This window comes from Neobacillus sp. PS3-34 (assembly GCF_030915465.1).
Lineage (GTDB): Bacteria > Bacillota > Bacilli > Bacillales > Cytobacillaceae > Neobacillus_A.
This window is the reverse complement of sequence record NZ_CP133267.1, coordinates 1,945,095-1,963,422: the sequence shown is the minus strand read 5'-3', so window position 1 is coordinate 1,963,422 and position 18,328 is coordinate 1,945,095. Positions and strand designations below refer to the sequence as shown.

Here is an 18,328-nt window from a genome sequence, read left to right as displayed (position 1 = left end):
CTGAGCGAAATTGCCGATGTGGCTTATGAAAATGAAAATAAGAGTGACTTTACTCGTATTAATGGAAAACCTGGCGTCCGTTTTGGGATAGTTGCTGAGGGCGGAACTAATGCAGTTGCAATTGTTGAAAAAGCAAAAGAGGAAATCAAAAAGATCGATCTTCCAAAGGGATATAAAGTGAAAACGCTTCGTGACCAGTCGATCGAAATTAAAGATTCCGTTTATTCCATGCTGCGTGAGGCATTACTTGGAGCTTTGATGGCAGTTGTGGTAACTTTCCTGTTTTTAAGAAATATACGCTCTACAATTATAGCGATCATTTCTATCCCGTTGTCGATCCTGGCTTCCTTTACCGTAATTAAAATGCTCGGTTATACGCTCAATATTATGACACTGGCGGGTATTGCTGTTGCGGTAGGCCGAGTAGTGGATGATTCCATTGTCGTGATCGAAAACGTATTTAGAAGAGTCAGGGCAGCAAAAGAGCGTGAGGCTATCCTTGTGGAACAGGCAACAAGAGAAGTGGCGTCTGCCATCACTTCTTCGACGATTACTACAGTAGCCGTATTTTTGCCTATGGCATTCGTTCCTGGAATTGTAGGGAAATTCTTTGCCCCACTAGCCTGGACAATTGTTATTTCACTTATCTTTTCACTTATTGTAGCGATTACTGTAGTGCCGTTGATGTCAAGAATCTTCCTGTTAAAAATCAAGCCCAAGAAGCATAAAGAAGGTTCATTACAAAAAGGATATCGCAAAAGCCTGCAGTGGGTTCTGAAACATAGAGCAGTAACGCTAGTCAGTGCGATCATACTCCTTGCTGCATCTGTTGGGCTCATCGCACCAAAACTGGGAACGACCTTCCTGCCACAGGAAAAAGTGACGAATTTTGATGTAAACATCACGATGGAAAAGGGAACGGCTCCAGAGGAAACGAGTAACATAGCGAGTAAAGTAGAAGACATCTTATTGAAAAAGGATGAAGTTAAGCTAGTAAGCACAAGTGTAAAAGGTAAATCTGAGCATGCGTCGATTACATTTGCACTTAAGAATTCTGCTAAAGATGCGAATGGACTTGTGAAGGAACTGCGTAAACAATTTAAAGATATTAAAGAAGCAAAGGAGATTTCTGTTACCGGGATAGGCGGTTTTGCAGGCGGAGCACAATCTCAATACGTACTGGTGGTGAACGGTACTGATTTTGAGGATATTAAGACAGCCAGCGGCCAAATTGCAGACAAACTAAAGGAAATCAAGGGAATGGCTGATGTCAGAACCTCTCTTGAAGGGGACGAACCGGAAATTGAAATCGACCTGAATGAAGAAAAATTCGCCAATAACAGGCTAATGCCAGCGATGGTGGGTAAAGGACTTCGCGATTTAATTAACGGTGATGTTGTAACAACGATGTCCGTCGACGGCAAGAAAACGGATGTAAAGCTTAGCTTGAAAATGAAAGATATTGTCTCTCTTGATGCATTAGGCAACCAGGAAATCAATAATGTTATGGGAATGCCTGTTGCTCTTAAAGATGTGGGAGAGCTGAAACGAGTTAAAAATAGAACAGTTATTACCCATTTGAATTCCAATGAATATGTCATGGTATCTGGCCAAATCACGGATTCAAAAGCTGGCGAAGTGACGAAAAGGCCGATGCTGCCATCGCCAAACTGGTTTTGCCGAAAAGTGTTAACCACTATAAGGAAGGTGCATCCGCAGCAATGGATGAAGGCTTTAAAAATATGGCCATCGCCATTTCAGTCAGCATTCTGCTTGTGTACCTTGTAATGGTAATAGCTTTTGGAGAAGGAAAAGCACCGTTTGTTATTTTATTCTCTATTCCATTCTCGGTAATTGGCGCATTAATCGGCCTGTATATCGTGAACGAGCCGATTGGTATGCCGGCGATGATTGGGCTGCTGATGTTGAATGGTATCGTTGTAACCAATGCCATTGTTCTAATTGACAAAGTGAAACAAAATGAAAAAGAGGGAATGGGTACACATGACTCTTTAATTGAAGCGGGAGTAATCCGGATCAGGCCAATTCTTATGACGGCAATCGCCACTGTAGGAGCGTTAATTCCGATGGCCCTGTCTGCCCATGCTGGTATTGTGTCCTCTTCGCTGGCGGTTGTAGTAATTGGCGGTCTGACAACGTCTACTCTGTTAACACTGTTTATTGTCCCGGTGATGTACAGCTTGTTCCACCCAAAGAAAAAGGGGAAGAGGAACCAGAAAGAGCAAGAACCGTACACGGCTGCCATTTAAGATTTTGAGGATTTCATTATATAACTTCAAAAGGAAAGAAGGCTTAGGATCATGCCTTGCTTTCCTTTTTTTGGCTCCATTAGCATGGGCCATGTCAGGGGGTGCTATCTACACCAACTAGTGGTTTTTCAACACAAAAGCGGAGATTATCTACACAAAGTATTTAATTATCTACACTAACAGTGGGGTTATCTACATTAAATCTCTAAATATCTACAGATTCCCATTTAAGATAGGCTCTGTGAGGGTGGACTATCTACACCAACTGGTGGTTTTTCAACATAAAAGCGAAGATTATCCACACAAAGTAATTAATTATCTACACTAACAGTGGGGTTATCTACACTAAATCTCTAAATATCAACAGATTCCCATTTAAGATAGGCTCGGTCAGGGGGTGCTATCTACACCAACTGGTGGTTTTTCAACACAAAAGCGGAGATTATCTACACAAAGTAATTAATTATCTACACTAGAAGTGGGGTTATCTACACTAAATCTCTAAATATCTACAGATTCCCATTTAACACGAGCTCGTTTAGGAGTTTTATCCGTATAACGAAAAGTGATTAAGAGGAGCTGGTTTCTATTTGTATGGTTATCATTTCTATTAACGGAATCCGCCATTTTCTTTTTGAATGTGCCTGCAAGTGCTATAATGTTGAAATGGAATATCGAATGGGAGGATTTTGGGATGTATGATTTTCGCGAGTGGAGGCATGTGTTTAAACTCGACCCCAATAAAGAGATTACAGAAGAAAATTTAGAAAAAATATGCGAGTCAGGGACAGACGCAGTGATCGTTGGCGGTACTGACGGTGTTACATTGGATAATGTCCTTGATTTAATGGTCAGGATTCGGCGCTATACGGTTCCATGTGTGCTTGAAGTATCAAGTGCAGAAACGGTTACACCTGGTTTTGACCTTTATTTTATCCCGACTGTCCTGAATTCAAGGGATACACGCTGGGTTACGGATCTTCATTTTGAAGCAGTCAAGGAATTCGGTGAAATCATGGATTGGGATGAAATCGTGATGGAAGGCTATTGCATTTTGAATGAAGATTGCAAAGCTGCACAGCTGACCTCCGCGAAAACTGGTCTGTCGCTTGAAGATGTCAGGGCATATGCGATGATGGCGGAAAAAATGTTCCACCTCCCAATATTTTATTTAGAATATAGTGGCATGTACGGTGATACCAGAGTTGCGGAAGAAGTTAAACAGGTGCTGCAAAATACGACCCTTTTTTATGGCGGGGGAATTACAACAGCGGATCAAGCGGCTGAAATGGGTACGCATGCCGATGTAATTGTAATCGGAAATGCCATCTATGAAAATATGGAAGAGACCTTAAGACGGTAAAAGCAGTGAAAAATTAAAGGGATAATTTAAAGACCGTGCGATTCTGCGGGTAAAGGATTGCAGGATCAAGCGTGGAACGTTAAAATATAAGAAAGAACAAATGTTTGGTATGGTGGTGAATGGAGTGCAATTTTTAACAGATAAGCTATTAAACGGCTTAAATCCGGAACAGCAGAGTGCTGTGAAGGCAACTGACGGTCCGCTTTTAATCATGGCGGGAGCCGGGTCGGGAAAAACAAGAGTTTTAACACATAGAATCGGATACTTAATGGTGGAAAAAGGCGTCAACCCGTATAACATTTTGGCGATTACCTTTACAAACAAAGCAGCACGTGAGATGAGAGAACGTATCTCCAAAATGATGGGTGGAGTGGCAGACCAAATTTGGATTTCCACATTCCACTCGATGTGCGTACGGATTTTGCGCAGGGATATAGACCGCCTGGGCTTTAGCCGCAATTTTACAATTCTTGATACAACGGATCAGCAATCCGTTGTTAAAGGCATTTTGAAGGATAAAAATATTGATCCGAAGCAGCTTGATCCCCGTGCTGTACTGGGATCAATCAGTTCTGCGAAAAATGAATTGATTGAACCGGAGGAATTTGCGAAAACAGCAGGAGATTATTATCAGCAAAAAGTGAGCGAGGTTTATACAGAATACCAGCGTCGCCTCCGCAAAAATCAGGCTCTTGATTTTGATGATTTAATCATGACGACGATTCAGCTGTTTACCCGTGTTCCAGAAGTGCTGGAATACTATCAGCGCAAATTCCAGTACATTCATGTGGATGAGTATCAGGATACGAACAGGGCCGAATATCTTCTCGTCAAGCTTTTGGCCAACCGTTTCAAAAATCTTTGTGTAGTCGGTGACTCCGACCAGTCAATTTATCGTTGGAGGGGTGCGGACATCGCCAACATTTTATCTTTTGAGAAGGATTACCCGAACGCGAAAGTCATTTTACTGGAACAAAACTACCGCTCAACAAAGCGGATTCTTTTGGCTGCAAATGAAGTCATCGCCAAAAATATGAACCGCAAGCCGAAAAACCTTTGGACCGAAAATGCGGAGGGAAATAAGATTTTATATTTCCGGGCGGACAGTGAACAGGGAGAAGCCCAATTCGTTGCCGGAAAAATAAAAGAGATGATGAGGGAAGGCAAAAAACCGTCTGATATCGCCATCCTTTACCGGACGAATGCCCAATCCCGTGTGATGGAGGAAGTACTGCTTAAATCTAATATTGATTACACCATTGTCGGCGGCACAAAGTTCTATGACAGAAAAGAAATTAAAGATATGCTCGCCTATTTGCGCCTTATATCCAACCCGGATGATGACATCAGCTTACGGAGGATCATCAACGTTCCAAAAAGAAGCATCGGTTCGACTTCCGTTGATAAAATAGCTGACTTTGCTGACATGCATGATTTATCGTTGTACCAGGCACTTGAGTCAATCGAATTGATTGGTTTGAGCCCGAGGGCAACGAAGGCTGCGGCAGAATTCCGTGATTTAGTCAGTGGATACACACAGATGCAGGAATTCCTGTCCGTTACAGAACTGGTCGAGGATATCCTTGAAAAGTCAGGCTACCGTGAAATGCTGAAAGCGGAAAAATCGCTGGAAGCTCAAAGCCGTTTAGAAAACCTTGATGAATTATTATCCGTTACAAAGAACTTTGAAGAAACAAATGAAGATAAAAGCCTTGTTGCGTTCTTGACGGACCTTGCTCTTGTCGCCGATATCGATTCCATGAATGATGAGGGAGAAAGGCCGATGAGGTTGTGTTAATGACTCTTCACTCTGCCAAGGGGCTTGAGTTTCCTGTTGTCTTTTTGATTGGAATGGAAGAAGGGGTCTTCCCTCATAGCCGCTCACTTATGGAAGAAGTGGAAATGGAGGAGGAACGCCGCCTTGCTTATGTAGGCATTACGAGGGCTGAGCAGCAGCTGTTCCTGACGAATGCGCAGATGAGAACACTCTTCGGGCGAACCAATATGAATCCCGCTTCCCGTTTTATTAAAGAAATCCCCGAAGATCTGCTTGAAGGTTACGAACCTCCCAACCAATTTGGCAATCGAGGAACCTCTTTTGGCGGTTCTAGCGCTGGATTTGGAAGCAAAAGTTCCTTTGGAGGCAGCCAAGGTGCAGGATTCGGTACTCCGGCGGCAAGACCTGCCGCAAGAAAGCCGGTCAGCAGACCTTTGGCGGCTTCAACTGGAGGAGACTCACTCGCATGGAAGGTCGGAGATAAAGCAGAACATGGTAAATGGGGAATAGGGACGGTTGTAAGCGTGAAAGGCGAGGGAGAAGGAACTGAGTTGGATATCGCCTTTCCAAGCCCGACAGGCGTTAAGCGTTTGCTTGCAAAATTTGCGCCTATTAAAAAAGCTTAATCTAAGCATCCCGAGAACCGACAAACTCAAGCGCGAAAAATATTGGCATAGCTTGATCTTTTATTGAAAGGGCTGGATATATGGACCTGATGGCTGCTCAAAGTAAAATAAATGATTTGCGGAATCTGCTGAATCAATATGGATACGATTATTATGTATTGGATAAACCTTCTGTTCCTGATGCTGAATATGACCGCTTGCTTCGCGAGCTTATTGAACTAGAGGAACAGTTTCCTGAACTGAAATCTTCCGACTCGCCAACACAGCGGATCGGCGGAGTTATCCTTGAAATGTTCGAGAAGGTTGAACACCGGACACCGATGCTGAGTCTCGGCAATGCATTCAATGAACAGGATTTGCGCGATTTTGATCGCCGTATCCGCCAGATTGCCGGAGATGATTTTTCCTATGTTTGTGAATTGAAAATTGACGGCCTGGCTGTTTCGCTCCGCTATGAGGACGGTATGTTCGTTCAGGGAGCTACGCGCGGAGATGGAACGATTGGCGAAGACATTACATCAAACCTAAGAACCATCAAGTCGATTCCGCTTCGTTTGAAAGAAAATGTAACGCTTGAAGTGCGCGGTGAAGCCTTTATGCCGAAGCGGTCCTTCGAAGCCCTGAACAAGGCAAAGGAAGAACGTGGTGAAGAGCTGTTTGCCAATCCTAGGAATGCAGCAGCAGGTTCACTTCGCCAGCTTGACTCAAAAATTGCGGCTTCCAGGAATTTGGACGTCTTCCTTTATGGAATTGGAAATACAGGCAATACTGGCATTGAGTCCCACAGTGAAGGACTGGACTTTCTAGATAAAGTGGGCTTTAAAACCAACCAGGAACGAAGAAAATGTGCCACCATTGATGAAGTGATCGAGTATGTAAATGGCTGGGTTGAAAAGCGGCCGAACCTCCCATACGATATTGATGGAATTGTTATTAAAGTTGACTCGCTTCAGCAGCAGTCCGAATTGGGTACAACAGCTAAAAGTCCGCGCTGGGCGATTGCGTATAAGTTCCCGGCAGAAGAAGTAGTCACCACCCTTCTTGATATAGAATTAAGCGTGGGGCGAACAGGGGTGGTTACACCTACGGCCATCCTTGTGCCGGTAAAAGTAGCCGGAACTACAGTTCAGCGCGCATCCTTGCATAATGAAGATTTAATCCGTGAAAAAGATATTAAAATCGGTGACCAGGTAGTCGTCAAAAAAGCAGGAGACATCATACCTGAAGTAGTGAATGTACTAGCTGAACAGCGGACTGGAAAAGAGAAGGATTTCCATATGCCTACCCATTGTCCTGAATGCGAAAGCGATCTTGTCCGTCTCGAGGGAGAGGTTGCCCTAAGATGCATCAATCCGAAATGTCCGGCACAAATTCGCGAGGGTCTGATTCATTTCGTTTCACGTAATGCCATGAATATTGATGGTCTTGGCGAAAAAGTCATAAGCCAGCTGTTTGCTGAAAAGCTGATTGAAGATGTAGCAGACATCTATAAACTGACCCAAGAACAGCTGCTGGCATTGGAAAGAATGGGCGTAAAGTCGGTATCCAATCTTTTGCAGGCTATTGAAGCCTCGAAGGCAAACTCGCTTGAAAAATTGCTGTTCGGGCTGGGAATCCGCCATGTCGGCGCAAAAGCTGCAAAGACGCTCGCACAGCATTTTGGAAGCATGGACCGGCTTGCGGATGCTTCAAAGGACGAACTGCTCTCCATTAATGAAATTGGCGACAAAATGGCGGAATCGGTAGAGGCTTTTTTTGAAAAAGAAGAAGCTCAAGAGCTGCTTCAGGAGCTGAAGGATGCTGGAGTGAATATGGATTATAAGGGTGCAAAGCCTGTTTCTGCTGAAGAGTCCGATTCCATTTTTGCAGGCAAAACGGTCGTGCTGACAGGAAAACTTGAACAGTTGTCCAGAAATGAAGCGAAGGAAAAAATTGAAGCGCTTGGCGGAAATGTTGCAGGAAGCGTCAGCAAAAAGACAGACCTTGTCATTGCAGGAGAAGATGCAGGTTCCAAGCTCGCAAAAGCCCAGGAATTAAGTATCGAAGTTTGGGATGAGGAGAAGCTCCTGGAAGAACTAAACAAGTAAGAGGTGGGAAACCGCGTGAAAAAACTTTCAATAATTGCTTTATCGCTTGTCTTTTTGTTAAGTGCTTGTGCACCTAATTTCCAGAAGAAGGACGAAGTTGTCCAGACGAAGGAAAAGGCAAAAGAAAAGGCGATTATACCAAAGTATAAAATATCAGATAAATATTACCGTACGTTACTGCCGTTCAAGCCCGGAGAAGCACGCGGCCTGATCGTCAATAACCTGAATACAAGATACGATATCAATGAATTTGAAATGGGTTTGATGAGAATTTCCCAGCAAACGTTTGACCCTGATAAATATGTATTCAGGGAAGGACAGGAACTGAAACGGAATACGGTGAAGCTATGGCTGAATCGAAAAATGACTAAGACTCAGCTAAAGGAAGAGGGTCTGAAAGAATCAGAAAATATCGGATTGAACCCACTCAATGACGAAAAGGGAGATCCAAAAGCCCAAAATACCAAAAACCCCATTTATTTCGCCATATATTAGAGCAGGATTATATGGTCAAGGACAATGACACCGTTAAGCTGGGCGGCGTTTCGATCGGCCTTGCGCTGAACTCGATCCATTATTATCAAACAGTGCAGTATGGTGACACGTTTGAGAGGAAAATCCCACAGGATGAAATGGAAAGAGAAGGGAAGAAAATTGCCGACGAAGTGATTAAACGCTTAAGAAGCACGAAGGATTTAAGGGATGTGCCAATAACAATTGGCCTGTTTGAACAGCAGAGCAGGTCTTCGGTTATTCCGGGAACATTCTTTGCATATTCGGCGGTGGATAGTGGAAGCTCAAGCATAGACAGCTGGGAAAAGGTAAATGAAAAATATTATTTGTTCCCGTCTACAAAGGCAACAGAAGACCACAGGGAGGATGCGACGGCATTCTTGAATTTCAAGCAGGATGTGGAAGAGTATTTTCCGAATTTTAATGGGGTAATCGGCAAGGCATTTTATGCTGACGACCAGTTAAAGGATCTGGACATCACCATTCCAATCCAGTTTTACGGAAAATCAGAAGCTGTTGGCTTTACTCAATATGTGACCGGCCTAGTGCTAGAGCATTTTCCAAAATACATCTCAGTCCATGTCAATGTCACCTCGGTTAATGGTCCGGAAGCTCTGATTGAGCGGAAAGCAGACCAGGACGAACCGTACGTGCATATTTACTAAAAGCGAGAAGACCCGGATGATGACCGGGTCTTTTGTTTTTTTATCCAAGGTTAACCCAGGTATAATTATTAGAAAAATCGGTCTTTTCACAATAATTGATAGGATGAAATAAATCATGATAGAATGGAAACGGAGTGTAAACGTTTTAATACATAGGAGGGGTTAAGAATGGTACAACCATATAAGCACGAGCCTTTCACAGATTTTACGAATGAAAAAGAGCGCCAGGGATATCTTGAGGCACTGAAAACTGTCGAGGGTTATTTAGGACAGGATTATGATCTTGTCATTGGCGGAGAAAAGATTACGACTGAAGATAAAATCGTTTCCTATAATCCATCAAATAAAGAAGAAGTCATCGGACGCGTTTCAAAAGCGAACCAGGAGCTGGCTGAAAAAGCAATGCAGGCTGCGGTTGAAGCGTTCAAAACATGGAAGAAGACAAAAGCGGAAGTGCGTGCAGACGTGCTATTCAAAGCAGCTGCAATCATTCGCCGCCGCAAGCATGAATTCTCTGCTCTTTTAACAAAGGAAGCAGGTAAGCCATGGAGAGAAGCGGATGCCGATACAGCAGAAGCAATCGACTTCCTTGAATTCTATGCGCGCCAAATGCTGAAATTAAAAGACGGTGTGCCAGTCCAAAGCCGTCCAAATGAATACAACCGTTATGACTATATCCCATTGGGAGTAGGCGTCATCATTTCTCCATGGAACTTCCCATTGGCGATTATGGCAGGAACAACGGTTGCGGCTATCGTGACAGGAAATACTGTTCTATTAAAGCCAGCTTCCACAACTCCAATCGTTGCGGCTAAATTCGTAGAAGTCATGGAAGAAGCAGGTCTTCCAGCAGGTGTTCTGAACTTCGTTCCAGGCAGCGGTGCTGAAGTGGGCGACTACCTCGTTGATCATAAGGACACTCGTTTTGTCAGCTTTACGGGTTCACGTGAAGTCGGTCTTCGTATTTTTGAACGTTCATCCAAAGTAGGCGAAGGCCATCTGTGGATGAAGCGCCTGATTGCGGAAATGGGCGGAAAAGATACGATCGTCGTTGACAGCGAGGCAGACCTGGAGCTAGCGGCTCAATCGATCATGGCTTCGGCGTTCGGATTCTCCGGCCAAAAATGTTCTGCTTGTTCACGTGCCATTGTCGTGGAAGACGTGTACGACCAGGTGCTGAACCGTGTGGTAGAATTGACCAGCCAATTGACTGTCGGCAATCCTGAGGAGCAAAGCACGTTCACAGGTCCGGTTATTGACCGCAATGCATTCAAAAAGATCATGGAGTACGTGGAAATTGGCAAGCAGGAAGGCAAATTGATGGCAGGCGGAGAAGGCGACGATTCCAAGGGCTTCTTCATCAAACCAACGATTTTCGCTGACCTTGACCCGAAATCCCGCATCATGCAGGAAGAAATTTTTGGCCCGGTTGTCGGCTTCTCAAAAGCGAAGGATTTCAACGAAGCAATTGAGTTTGCGAACAACACCGAGTACGGCTTAACGGGTGCGGTCATCACGACAAACCGTGCGCACATGGAACAGGCCCGTGAAGATTTCCATGTCGGAAACCTTTACTTCAACCGCGGCTGTACAGGCGCGATTGTCGGCTACCAGCCATTCGGCGGCTTCAATATGTCCGGAACCGACTCTAAGGCGGGCGGACCAGACTATCTTCTTCTTCATATGCAAGCGAAAACAACATCTGAAATGTATTAAGAAAGGCGTAAGGCGCTACTCGAAAAAGCTATCGCTTTTTCTTCGTGCGATGTTTATGCTTTCGAAGCGTTCCTTGTGGAGCTAGACATTAATAATTGTTAAGGGTATTATTGCCCTTAATCCAATTTAAAAAAGCTGTCTCAAAAGTCGTTAAAAAGGCGACATTTTTGAGGCAGCTTTTTTTATGCTGTTCTAAGTAATTTGAAATAGTGAATAGCCACCCGCTAATATGAGATGGTGGCTATTTATTGTGAAATATTCATATCAAAAAAACAGACCCGGAATCCTAATCCCGCGGTCTGTTTTTAGTCGTTTAGTAATTATAAAATTAAATAATGTGGATATCTTCTACCAAGTTGTATTAATCTAGCTCCAGCGCCCAGCCCCTCGGGGTCATAAGCCAAATCACTCCAGAAATCAGGATTTCCTGCGTGATTCGTCTTATGCCTGTCGGGGCTAACCGGGGGCGCTTACGCCTTATGTTCTTCAAACTTATGATTGATATTGCAAATTTGCCAATACCTTTTTGAGGGAATTTTCGGCACGGAAAGATTGAAGGTCGATTCCTAAATTGACCGCTGCCTGGGCAACTTCAGGACGGATGCCCAATAGGGTTGTCTCCACACCTACAAGTTTAAGAGAACGGATCACCTGCAACAGCTTGTGGGCGACCATCGTGTCAATGGCTGCGACACCGGACAGATCCATAATGAGTTGAGTGATTTTAAGATTGACGCTTTGCTCAAGTGTTGATTCCAAAATCCATCTCGCTCTTGTCGTATCAATATCCCCAATAAGCGGCAAGAGGCCGATATGGTCAGATAGCGGAATGATGGGCGAACTAAGCTCCATAATCAAATTGGACTGGCCTTTAAACGATCCAACAGGATTTCCATAAAAACGCTCGTAAAGGTTTCAAGGACATAGTCAAGTGTATAGTTAATGGTCCTTTCCCATTCAAGGACATCATCGACAGTTACTTCAAACTCTGCCTGTTTAATAAATTTCTTAATATGTCTCCAATAGACAGCCCTGAAAATTCCAGAATTTTTAGCAACGTCGCTGATAGGAGTGTTGGATTTTACTCGCTCTGAAGCTGTTTGTTTCGTCCAAACGGATATGCTATTTTTCATTTCTTCTTCAGTTTGAAGGAGTGATTTAGCGACCACCTTCACATAGCCGGTGTTCTGGTCCGTTACTCTTTTTGAAACATCCAGAGGAGCGTCCGCTGAATAATCAGAGCCTGTTTTAACTTCCCTGAATTCTGCCCAATCTTTCGTTATGGCCGTGGCATTTTTGACCAAGTAATCATATAGGGCGTGTTTTTTCATTCATCGTTTTTCTCCTCAAACTTTCTTAGCTTATATGTAAAAAAAATTCACGTCGGGCATCAACAATTCACCGTTTCTATTCGTATTCTCCTTTAATTTTCTGAAACTTGAGCCTGTTTGTCAACTTTAACAGACAATGTCAGATGGTTTTCGCTTTTTGACAATACTGTGAAACCATTCACAGACAGTGTTTAAAATGTGAAGTTGGTCACAATTTTAAATCTGCTAAGGACGTACAATATAAACATCAAGAAAACCATATCTATAGAGTATGAAATAGGCAGGGAGAGACCCATTATGGATAAGAAAAAACTTGTTATGATAGGCAATGGGATGGCTGGAGTAAGGACAATGGAAGAAATTATTAAAATAGCTCCTGATGCTTTTGATATTACGATTTTTGGAAAAGAGCCGCATCCAAACTATAACCGTATCAAACTATCGACGCTTCTTCAGGGCGATACAACTTTTGATGATATTATTATGAATCCGCTTGATTGGTATGAAAAGAATAACATTCAATTATATATAGGCGAAGCTGTAACAAAAATTGATATAGCCGAAAAGAGTATTTTTACAGAGAAAGGCCGCAGAGTCGAATTCGATGAACTGATCATTGCCACTGGTTCGGATTCATTCATCCTTCCAATACCTGGTGCGGATAAGGAAGGCGTAACCGGTTTTCGTGACATACAAGATTGTGAAATGATGATCAAGGTTGCAAAAAAATATAAAAAGGCGGCTGTTATTGGCGGCGGACTGCTGGGACTGGAAGCTGCCAGAGGACTGCTGAACCTGGGTATGGACGTGGATGTCATTCACCTAATGCCGGATTTAATGGAACGCCAGCTGGACCCAATCGCTGCTTCTATGCTGAAAAAAGAACTGGAAAGCCAGGGAATGAATTTTTTGATGGAAAAACAAACGGTCGAAATCCTTGGGGATGACCATGTTATGGGACTTCGTTTTAAGGATGGTTCAGAAATTGAAGCGGATCTCGTAGTGATGGCAATCGGGATCAGCGCCAATATGGCCATGGCAAAGACAAGCGGAATTTATGTGAATCGCGGCATCGTCGTGAACGATTTTATGGAAACAAGCGCCGCAAACGTTTATGCAGTAGGCGAATGTGCCGAGCACCGCGAAATTGTCTACGGCCTTGTTGCTCCTTTATATGAGCAGGGAAAAGTGCTCGCTAACCGCCTATGTGGAAAAGAAACAGCACCATATGAAGGATCAGTGACTGGAACTGGATTGAAGGTTTCCGGTGTAGACCTCTTTTCAGCAGGAGAAATTCTTGATGATTCAGCCACAAAATCAATTAAAGTCCATAACGAATTTGACGGAGTTTATAAAAAAATTGTCATCAGAGAGAACCGGATATCAGGAATTGTCCTTTATGGAGATACAAAGGACAGTACAAAGCTATTTAGAATGCTCACTAAGAGGGAAGACGTGAGCGGTATGACAAGCGTATCAATTCTCCAGTCCGTAGACAGCGGAGGAGAAGAGAATATAGCTGCCATGCCTGATGATGAATTGGTTTGCGGTTGTAATGGTGTCACTAAAGGGTCCATTGTGGAGGCAATAAGGACACAGGGGTTAACGTCAGTCGACCAGGTCAGCAGCTGCACGAATGCAGGCCGTTCCTGCGGAAGGTGTAAACCGATGGTCGGTAAAATATTAGCTCATACGCTCGGCAACTCCTTCAACGCTGCCCTTCAAAAAACAAGCCTGTGCGGCTGTACCACGTTAACCCGTGACGAAGTAGTCGCGGAAATTAAAGAAAAAGGTTTAACAAGCATCAAGGAAATCATGAATGTGCTGGAATGGAAAAACGAAGAGGGCTGTACAAAATGCCGCCCTGCCCTGAACTATTACCTGGGTATGATTTATATGGATGAATACAAGGATGACCGGGATTCCCGCCTCGTGAATGAAAAAATGCATGCGAATATCCAAAAGGATGGAACGTATTCAGTTGTACCAAGAATGTATGGCGGGGTAACGACTGCAGAGGATTTAAAGAAAATTGCGGAAGTGGCAGAGAAATACGATGTACCGCTTGTAAAACTGACCGGCGGACAGCGGATAGGACTTTTTGGAGTGAAGAAGGAAGACCTTCCAGGAATATGGGATGAACTTGATATGCCATCCGGCTACGCTTACGGCAAAACACTCCGTACCGTAAAAACCTGCGTTGGCGCCCAGTTCTGCCGCTACGGCACACAGGATTCAATGTCACTGGGAATCGAACTGGAGAAGAAATTTGAACGGCTTGATACACCTCATAAAGTGAAAATGGGCGTATCCGCCTGCCCAAGGAACTGTGCGGAATCAGGCATTAAAGACATCGGCGTTGTCGGCATCGACGGCGGTTGGGAAATATACGTTGCCGGTAATGGCGGCGTGGATTTGAGGGCTGGAGACCTTCTCTGTACCGTGAAAACGCAGGATGATGTCATGGAAATGGCCGGAGCATATCTCCAATATTACCGTGAAACAGCCAGCTACCTCGAACGGACATCCAAATGGCTGGACCGAGTGGGATTAAAGCATGTTCAGGAGATTCTCGCTGACAAGCAAACTCGAAAAGCATTAAACGTGCGCTTGGACAAAACGCTGGAAAAATACATCGAGCCTTGGAATGAAGCAATTCAGAATGAACAAATTCAAGATAAGTACTATAAGACTCTTAAGTTGGTTGACATGCTTAAAAATTAACGGCGGGAGTGGCGGACAATGATACAAACAGTTATGAAGGTGGCGGTTGCAGGGTATTCAGGCCTTGCCGTCCGTGCCGGAACAGAAGTGCAAATCGGTGATGAGAAGATCGCGATTTTTAAATTGACTAATGGCGATGTACGGGCGGTCGAAAACCGTAGCCCGCATCCAAAGGGTGGCGTCCTTTCGGAAGGGCTTGTCAGCGGGAATTATGTATTTTGTCCGGTTTATGACTGGAAGATTTCATTAGTGGATGGAAAGGTCCAGGCACCGGACATCGGGCAGGTCAAAACGTATGAAGTTTTAGTAGAAGCTGATGAGGTTTATATTTTGCTTGGCTAAGGCCAAGTGTAAAGGTGGATGCAGGATGAAGGCTGGAAAAGTATTTTTAGTGGGAGCAGGGCGGGATATTTCGTTAATCACGGTGAAAGGGCTGGACGCGATCAAGCGTGCTGATGTTATTTTATATGACAGGCTAGCGAATCCAAAATTGCTTGAATTCGCCCCTTCCGAGTCCGAATTGATTTATTGCGGAAAATTGCCAGATTGCCATATTCTTCGCCAGGAGGGCATTAATGACCTCCTAGTAGAAAAAGCGCTGGAAGGCAAAACAGTTGTCCGTCTTAAAGGCGGCGATCCCGGGGTCTTCGGGCGTGTAGGCGAGGAAGCGAAATCCCTAGTTGAATTTAATATCCCATTTGAAATGGTTCCCGGCATTTCATCCGGCATTGCCGCACCCCTTTATGCGGGGATTCCTGTCACCCACAGAGAATATGCTGAATCCTTTGCTGTTGTAACAGCCCATGATAAATCGAAGGACGGCAAACCTGTCCTCGATTGGGAAGGGCTTGCGCGCGGCGTGGATACAATCGCTTTTTATATGGGAGTCGGAAACCTGCCTTTCATATGTGAAAAGCTGATTGAACATGGTAAGCCGGCTTCCACACTGGTAATTTTGATCCAATGGGGAACGTTCGGCCGCCAGAAAACGCTTCAAGGAACACTTCAGGATATAGCGGAAACAGCGGCAAAGGCACAGTTCAGCAACCCATCAATCATTCTCGTTGGAAACGTTATATCATTAAGAGAAAAATTGAAGTGGTTTGAGAAACAGCCTCTTTATGGCCGCCAAATCCTTCTTGCCCGTACCGGCTGCGGTCCGAGCGAGATGGCGAAGGAACTGATGGAGCATGGCGCTGATGTTATTGAATTCCCTAAATGGAAAAAAACCAGTATGCCTGCTGATCAGCAAATTCTCGCCAAACTTGATTCCTATGAAAAGATTCTATTTGCATCACCGGAAAGTGTAGATGAGTTTTTTTGCAAATTAATAGAGCAGGAAATCGATGTGCGAAAAGTTGGGGCAGCATTCTTTGGAGGATCTGTTAAAACGAAAAAAGCACTTAATGAGCGCGGATTTTTAGCAAAGCTGGCGGAACGAATGCCAGAGGCAGGAAAACTCCTGATTGTTGGTGATGATTCGATATTAAAAAATAATCTTCAATATAACTTTCAATACGGAACATTCGAATCGTTCGTGACAAGTAAGAAACAGATCGACAAGGACTTCTTACCACTTTTTAAAAGAATGCTGGAGGAAGCGGAAGTCAATACGGCTGTGTTTCCTTGTGCTGCTTCGGTTCAAGCGTTTATGGAGGGAATGGAAGATTGCGGCCTAGATGGGCGCGAGTTCTTGAAAAATCTACAAACGGTTTGTATGGGTGAGAACACCATGAGGGCGGCTGAAACCGCAGGTATCAGGTCAGCACGGATGCCGGAGCAGCCATCGCGAGAAAGTCTGCTAAATTGTGTATCCAAAATGCAAGTATAAGAGATCGAGGGTGAAAGCATGGAAGGAGTCGTATATATTGCCCATGGCAGCAGGTCGGCTGCCGGAAACCAATTATTTATCGAGTTTATCCATAAGGTAATGGAGCAGTCAGGACTTGCTATCCAGGCGTATGGCTTTCTGGAAAATGCGGAGCCTTCCATTCTCGAGGCTATCGAGCAATGCATCATGCTAGGCGCAAAGCAGATTACCGTTATTCCAATCCTGCTGCTTCCAGGGATTCATGCCACTGTCGATATTCCGGCAGTAATCAGCAAAGCTAAAGTACTGTACCCAGAGCTTGTCTTTCGATATGGAACGACAATTGGAACAGACAACATCATCGTGGAAATTTTGGCGGATTGTCTGGCGGAAAGTGGATTTACTGGCAATGATGGAGAAGCAGTCCTTCTGGTCGGGCACGGCAGCCGGGAGCGGGAAGCCATGGAGGGAATGGAGCGCCTGGCCGCTAAACTGTGGGGAAAGTTAGGACGAAAGATTGAAACGGGCTATTTAACGGCAAGGCCAGGATATCTGGAAAAGGCTGAAGAAATGGTCTCGGGGCATGCTGCTAAATTATATGTGATGCCATTTCTGTTATTCGCAGGGGGCTTTAGAGTGAAAAAAGAAGATGCGTTTTCTAGGCTTGGCGCGAGTTTTGAAAAAGAGGTTAAGGTATGCAGGCCTGTCGGGTTTGATGAAAAGCTTATTCCGCTTATTGTTAAAAAGGCGGATGAAGCTAAAGCTATGGAAAGCCTTTAAAAAGCGGGTGGTCAGATGAGTGCAAATTATTCAATTATGCTTCGGATGGACGGCAAAAAGGCGTTGGTCATTGGGGGAGGAAAAGTTGCTGAACGAAAGGTGGCTGGTTTGCTTTCAGCTAAAGCCGATATAACAGTTGTGAGCCCGAAGGTTACCGCGGGATTGGCGGAGCTTGCGCAATTGAAGAAAATAATCTGGCAGCAAAAAAACTTTTCAAACAGTGATGTTGAAGAGGCGTTTCTAATTTTTGCAGCGACAGATGATGCAGAAGTGAACTTGAAGGTCAAAATGGCAGCTGGTAGCCATCAACTTGTCACGATCTCAGATGCCCCTGACGAGTCGGACTTTCACGTTCCCGCAGTTGTACAACGTGGGCGCTTGAGCCTGGCGGTATCGACCGATGGTGCAAGCCCGGTGCTTGCAAAGAAAATTCGGAATCAGCTTTTTGCGGAATTCGATGAACGTTACGAGGGGTATTTGGACTTTCTTTTCGAGGAACGGAAGCGGATTTTAAAGGAAATCAACGATGCTGCATTAAAGAGAAAGCTGCTAACGGCTTTGGCTGAAGATCAATTTTTAAACAGTGATCATCGTGAAGATGAGTTTAGGAATCTCCTTGAAAAGGTGAAAAAGCAGACACTTTAAGCGGCTGCTTTTTCACCTTTT

Annotated in this window: 11 protein-coding genes and 3 pseudogenes; 12 read left to right on the top strand and 2 right to left on the bottom strand. The window is 44.4% G+C overall.

Annotation, left to right across the window (positions count from 1 at the left end; translation table 11 throughout):
- Window positions 1–18 precede the first annotated feature (18 nt).
- The 7 genes and pseudogenes from RCG23_RS10070 to pruA all read left to right on the top strand — a co-directional run bounded on the left by RCG23_RS10070 (window position 19) and on the right by pruA (window position 11,017).
- Window positions 19–1,788 (top strand): efflux RND transporter permease subunit, encoded by a 1,770-nt coding sequence (locus RCG23_RS10070; RefSeq protein WP_308179592.1) that lies wholly within the window; start codon window positions 19–21, stop codon window positions 1,786–1,788.
- Window positions 1,677–2,270: an efflux RND transporter permease subunit gene (locus RCG23_RS10065; RefSeq protein ID WP_308179591.1), complete on the top strand. Its 594-nt coding sequence runs from the start codon at window positions 1,677–1,679 to the stop codon at window positions 2,268–2,270. The genes RCG23_RS10070 and RCG23_RS10065 overlap by 112 nt, the downstream gene beginning before the upstream one ends.
- A gap of 694 nt (window positions 2,271–2,964) precedes the next feature.
- Window positions 2,965–3,650 (top strand): annotated as a pseudogene (locus RCG23_RS10060) (heptaprenylglyceryl phosphate synthase).
- Between the two features lie 107 nt (window positions 3,651–3,757).
- Window positions 3,758–6,036, top strand: a pseudogene (gene pcrA / locus RCG23_RS10055) (DNA helicase PcrA).
- 80 nt (window positions 6,037–6,116) lie between these two features.
- A complete protein-coding gene (ligA, locus tag RCG23_RS10050) occupies window positions 6,117–8,123 on the top strand; it encodes an NAD-dependent DNA ligase LigA (protein ID WP_308179589.1) in 2,007 nt (668 codons plus the stop codon).
- Window positions 8,124–8,138: 15 nt separating this feature from the next.
- Window positions 8,139–9,301: pseudogene (locus RCG23_RS10045) on the top strand (CamS family sex pheromone protein).
- A gap of 168 nt (window positions 9,302–9,469) precedes the next feature.
- Window positions 9,470–11,017, top strand: coding sequence for an L-glutamate gamma-semialdehyde dehydrogenase (pruA, locus tag RCG23_RS10040; protein ID WP_308179588.1), 1,548 nt, complete (start codon window positions 9,470–9,472; stop codon window positions 11,015–11,017).
- Window positions 11,018–11,509: 492 nt separating this feature from the next.
- Here pruA and RCG23_RS10035 read toward each other — a convergent pair whose 3' ends face one another.
- Both RCG23_RS10035 and RCG23_RS10030 read right to left on the bottom strand, forming a co-directional pair.
- Complete coding sequence (locus RCG23_RS10035; protein WP_308180026.1) at window positions 11,510–11,869, bottom strand: STAS domain-containing protein; 360 nt, start codon at window positions 11,867–11,869, stop codon at window positions 11,510–11,512.
- Window positions 11,870–11,871: 2 nt separating this feature from the next.
- Window positions 11,872–12,348: a hypothetical protein gene (locus tag RCG23_RS10030; protein WP_308179587.1), complete on the bottom strand. Its 477-nt coding sequence runs from the start codon at window positions 12,346–12,348 to the stop codon at window positions 11,872–11,874.
- 297 nt (window positions 12,349–12,645) lie between these two features.
- Between RCG23_RS10030 and nirB the strand changes: the two genes are divergently transcribed.
- The 5 genes from nirB to RCG23_RS10005 are packed head-to-tail and all read left to right on the top strand — an operon-like array spanning window position 12,646 to window position 18,307.
- The gene (nirB, locus tag RCG23_RS10025) at window positions 12,646–15,072 is read left to right on the top strand and encodes a nitrite reductase large subunit NirB (protein WP_308179586.1); all 2,427 of its coding nucleotides are present in this window, start codon (window positions 12,646–12,648) and stop codon (window positions 15,070–15,072) included.
- 18 nt (window positions 15,073–15,090) lie between these two features.
- Entirely contained in the window at window positions 15,091–15,414 is a 324-nt protein-coding gene (gene nirD, locus RCG23_RS10020; protein WP_308179585.1) for a nitrite reductase small subunit NirD, read from the top strand.
- Between the two features lie 25 nt (window positions 15,415–15,439).
- Window positions 15,440–16,903, top strand: coding sequence for a uroporphyrinogen-III C-methyltransferase (cobA, locus tag RCG23_RS10015; RefSeq protein ID WP_308179584.1), 1,464 nt, complete (start codon window positions 15,440–15,442; stop codon window positions 16,901–16,903).
- An 18-nt stretch (window positions 16,904–16,921) separates the two neighbouring features.
- The gene (locus RCG23_RS10010; protein WP_308179583.1) at window positions 16,922–17,662 is read left to right on the top strand and encodes a sirohydrochlorin chelatase; all 741 of its coding nucleotides are present in this window, start codon (window positions 16,922–16,924) and stop codon (window positions 17,660–17,662) included.
- 15 nt (window positions 17,663–17,677) lie between these two features.
- Complete coding sequence (locus RCG23_RS10005; RefSeq protein WP_308179582.1) at window positions 17,678–18,307, top strand: precorrin-2 dehydrogenase/sirohydrochlorin ferrochelatase family protein; 630 nt, start codon at window positions 17,678–17,680, stop codon at window positions 18,305–18,307.
- Window positions 18,308–18,328 lie beyond the last annotated feature (21 nt).

Excerpts from the sequence above, each read along its gene's own strand:
- ligA (WP_308179589.1), top strand. The coding sequence starts at position 6,117 with ATGGACCTGATGGCTGCTCAAAGTAAAATAAATGATTTGCGGAATCTG.
- pruA (WP_308179588.1), top strand. The coding sequence starts at position 9,470 with ATGGTACAACCATATAAGCACGAGCCTTTCACAGATTTTACGAATGAA.
- RCG23_RS10035 (WP_308180026.1), bottom strand. The coding sequence starts at position 11,869 with ATGGAGCTTAGTTCGCCCATCATTCCGCTATCTGACCATATCGGCCTC.
- RCG23_RS10030 (WP_308179587.1), bottom strand. The coding sequence starts at position 12,348 with ATGAAAAAACACGCCCTATATGATTACTTGGTCAAAAATGCCACGGCC.
- nirB (WP_308179586.1), top strand. The coding sequence starts at position 12,646 with ATGGATAAGAAAAAACTTGTTATGATAGGCAATGGGATGGCTGGAGTA.
- nirD (WP_308179585.1), top strand. The coding sequence starts at position 15,091 with ATGATACAAACAGTTATGAAGGTGGCGGTTGCAGGGTATTCAGGCCTT.
- cobA (WP_308179584.1), top strand. The coding sequence starts at position 15,440 with ATGAAGGCTGGAAAAGTATTTTTAGTGGGAGCAGGGCGGGATATTTCG.
- RCG23_RS10010 (WP_308179583.1), top strand. The coding sequence starts at position 16,922 with ATGGAAGGAGTCGTATATATTGCCCATGGCAGCAGGTCGGCTGCCGGA.
- RCG23_RS10005 (WP_308179582.1), top strand. The coding sequence starts at position 17,678 with ATGAGTGCAAATTATTCAATTATGCTTCGGATGGACGGCAAAAAGGCG.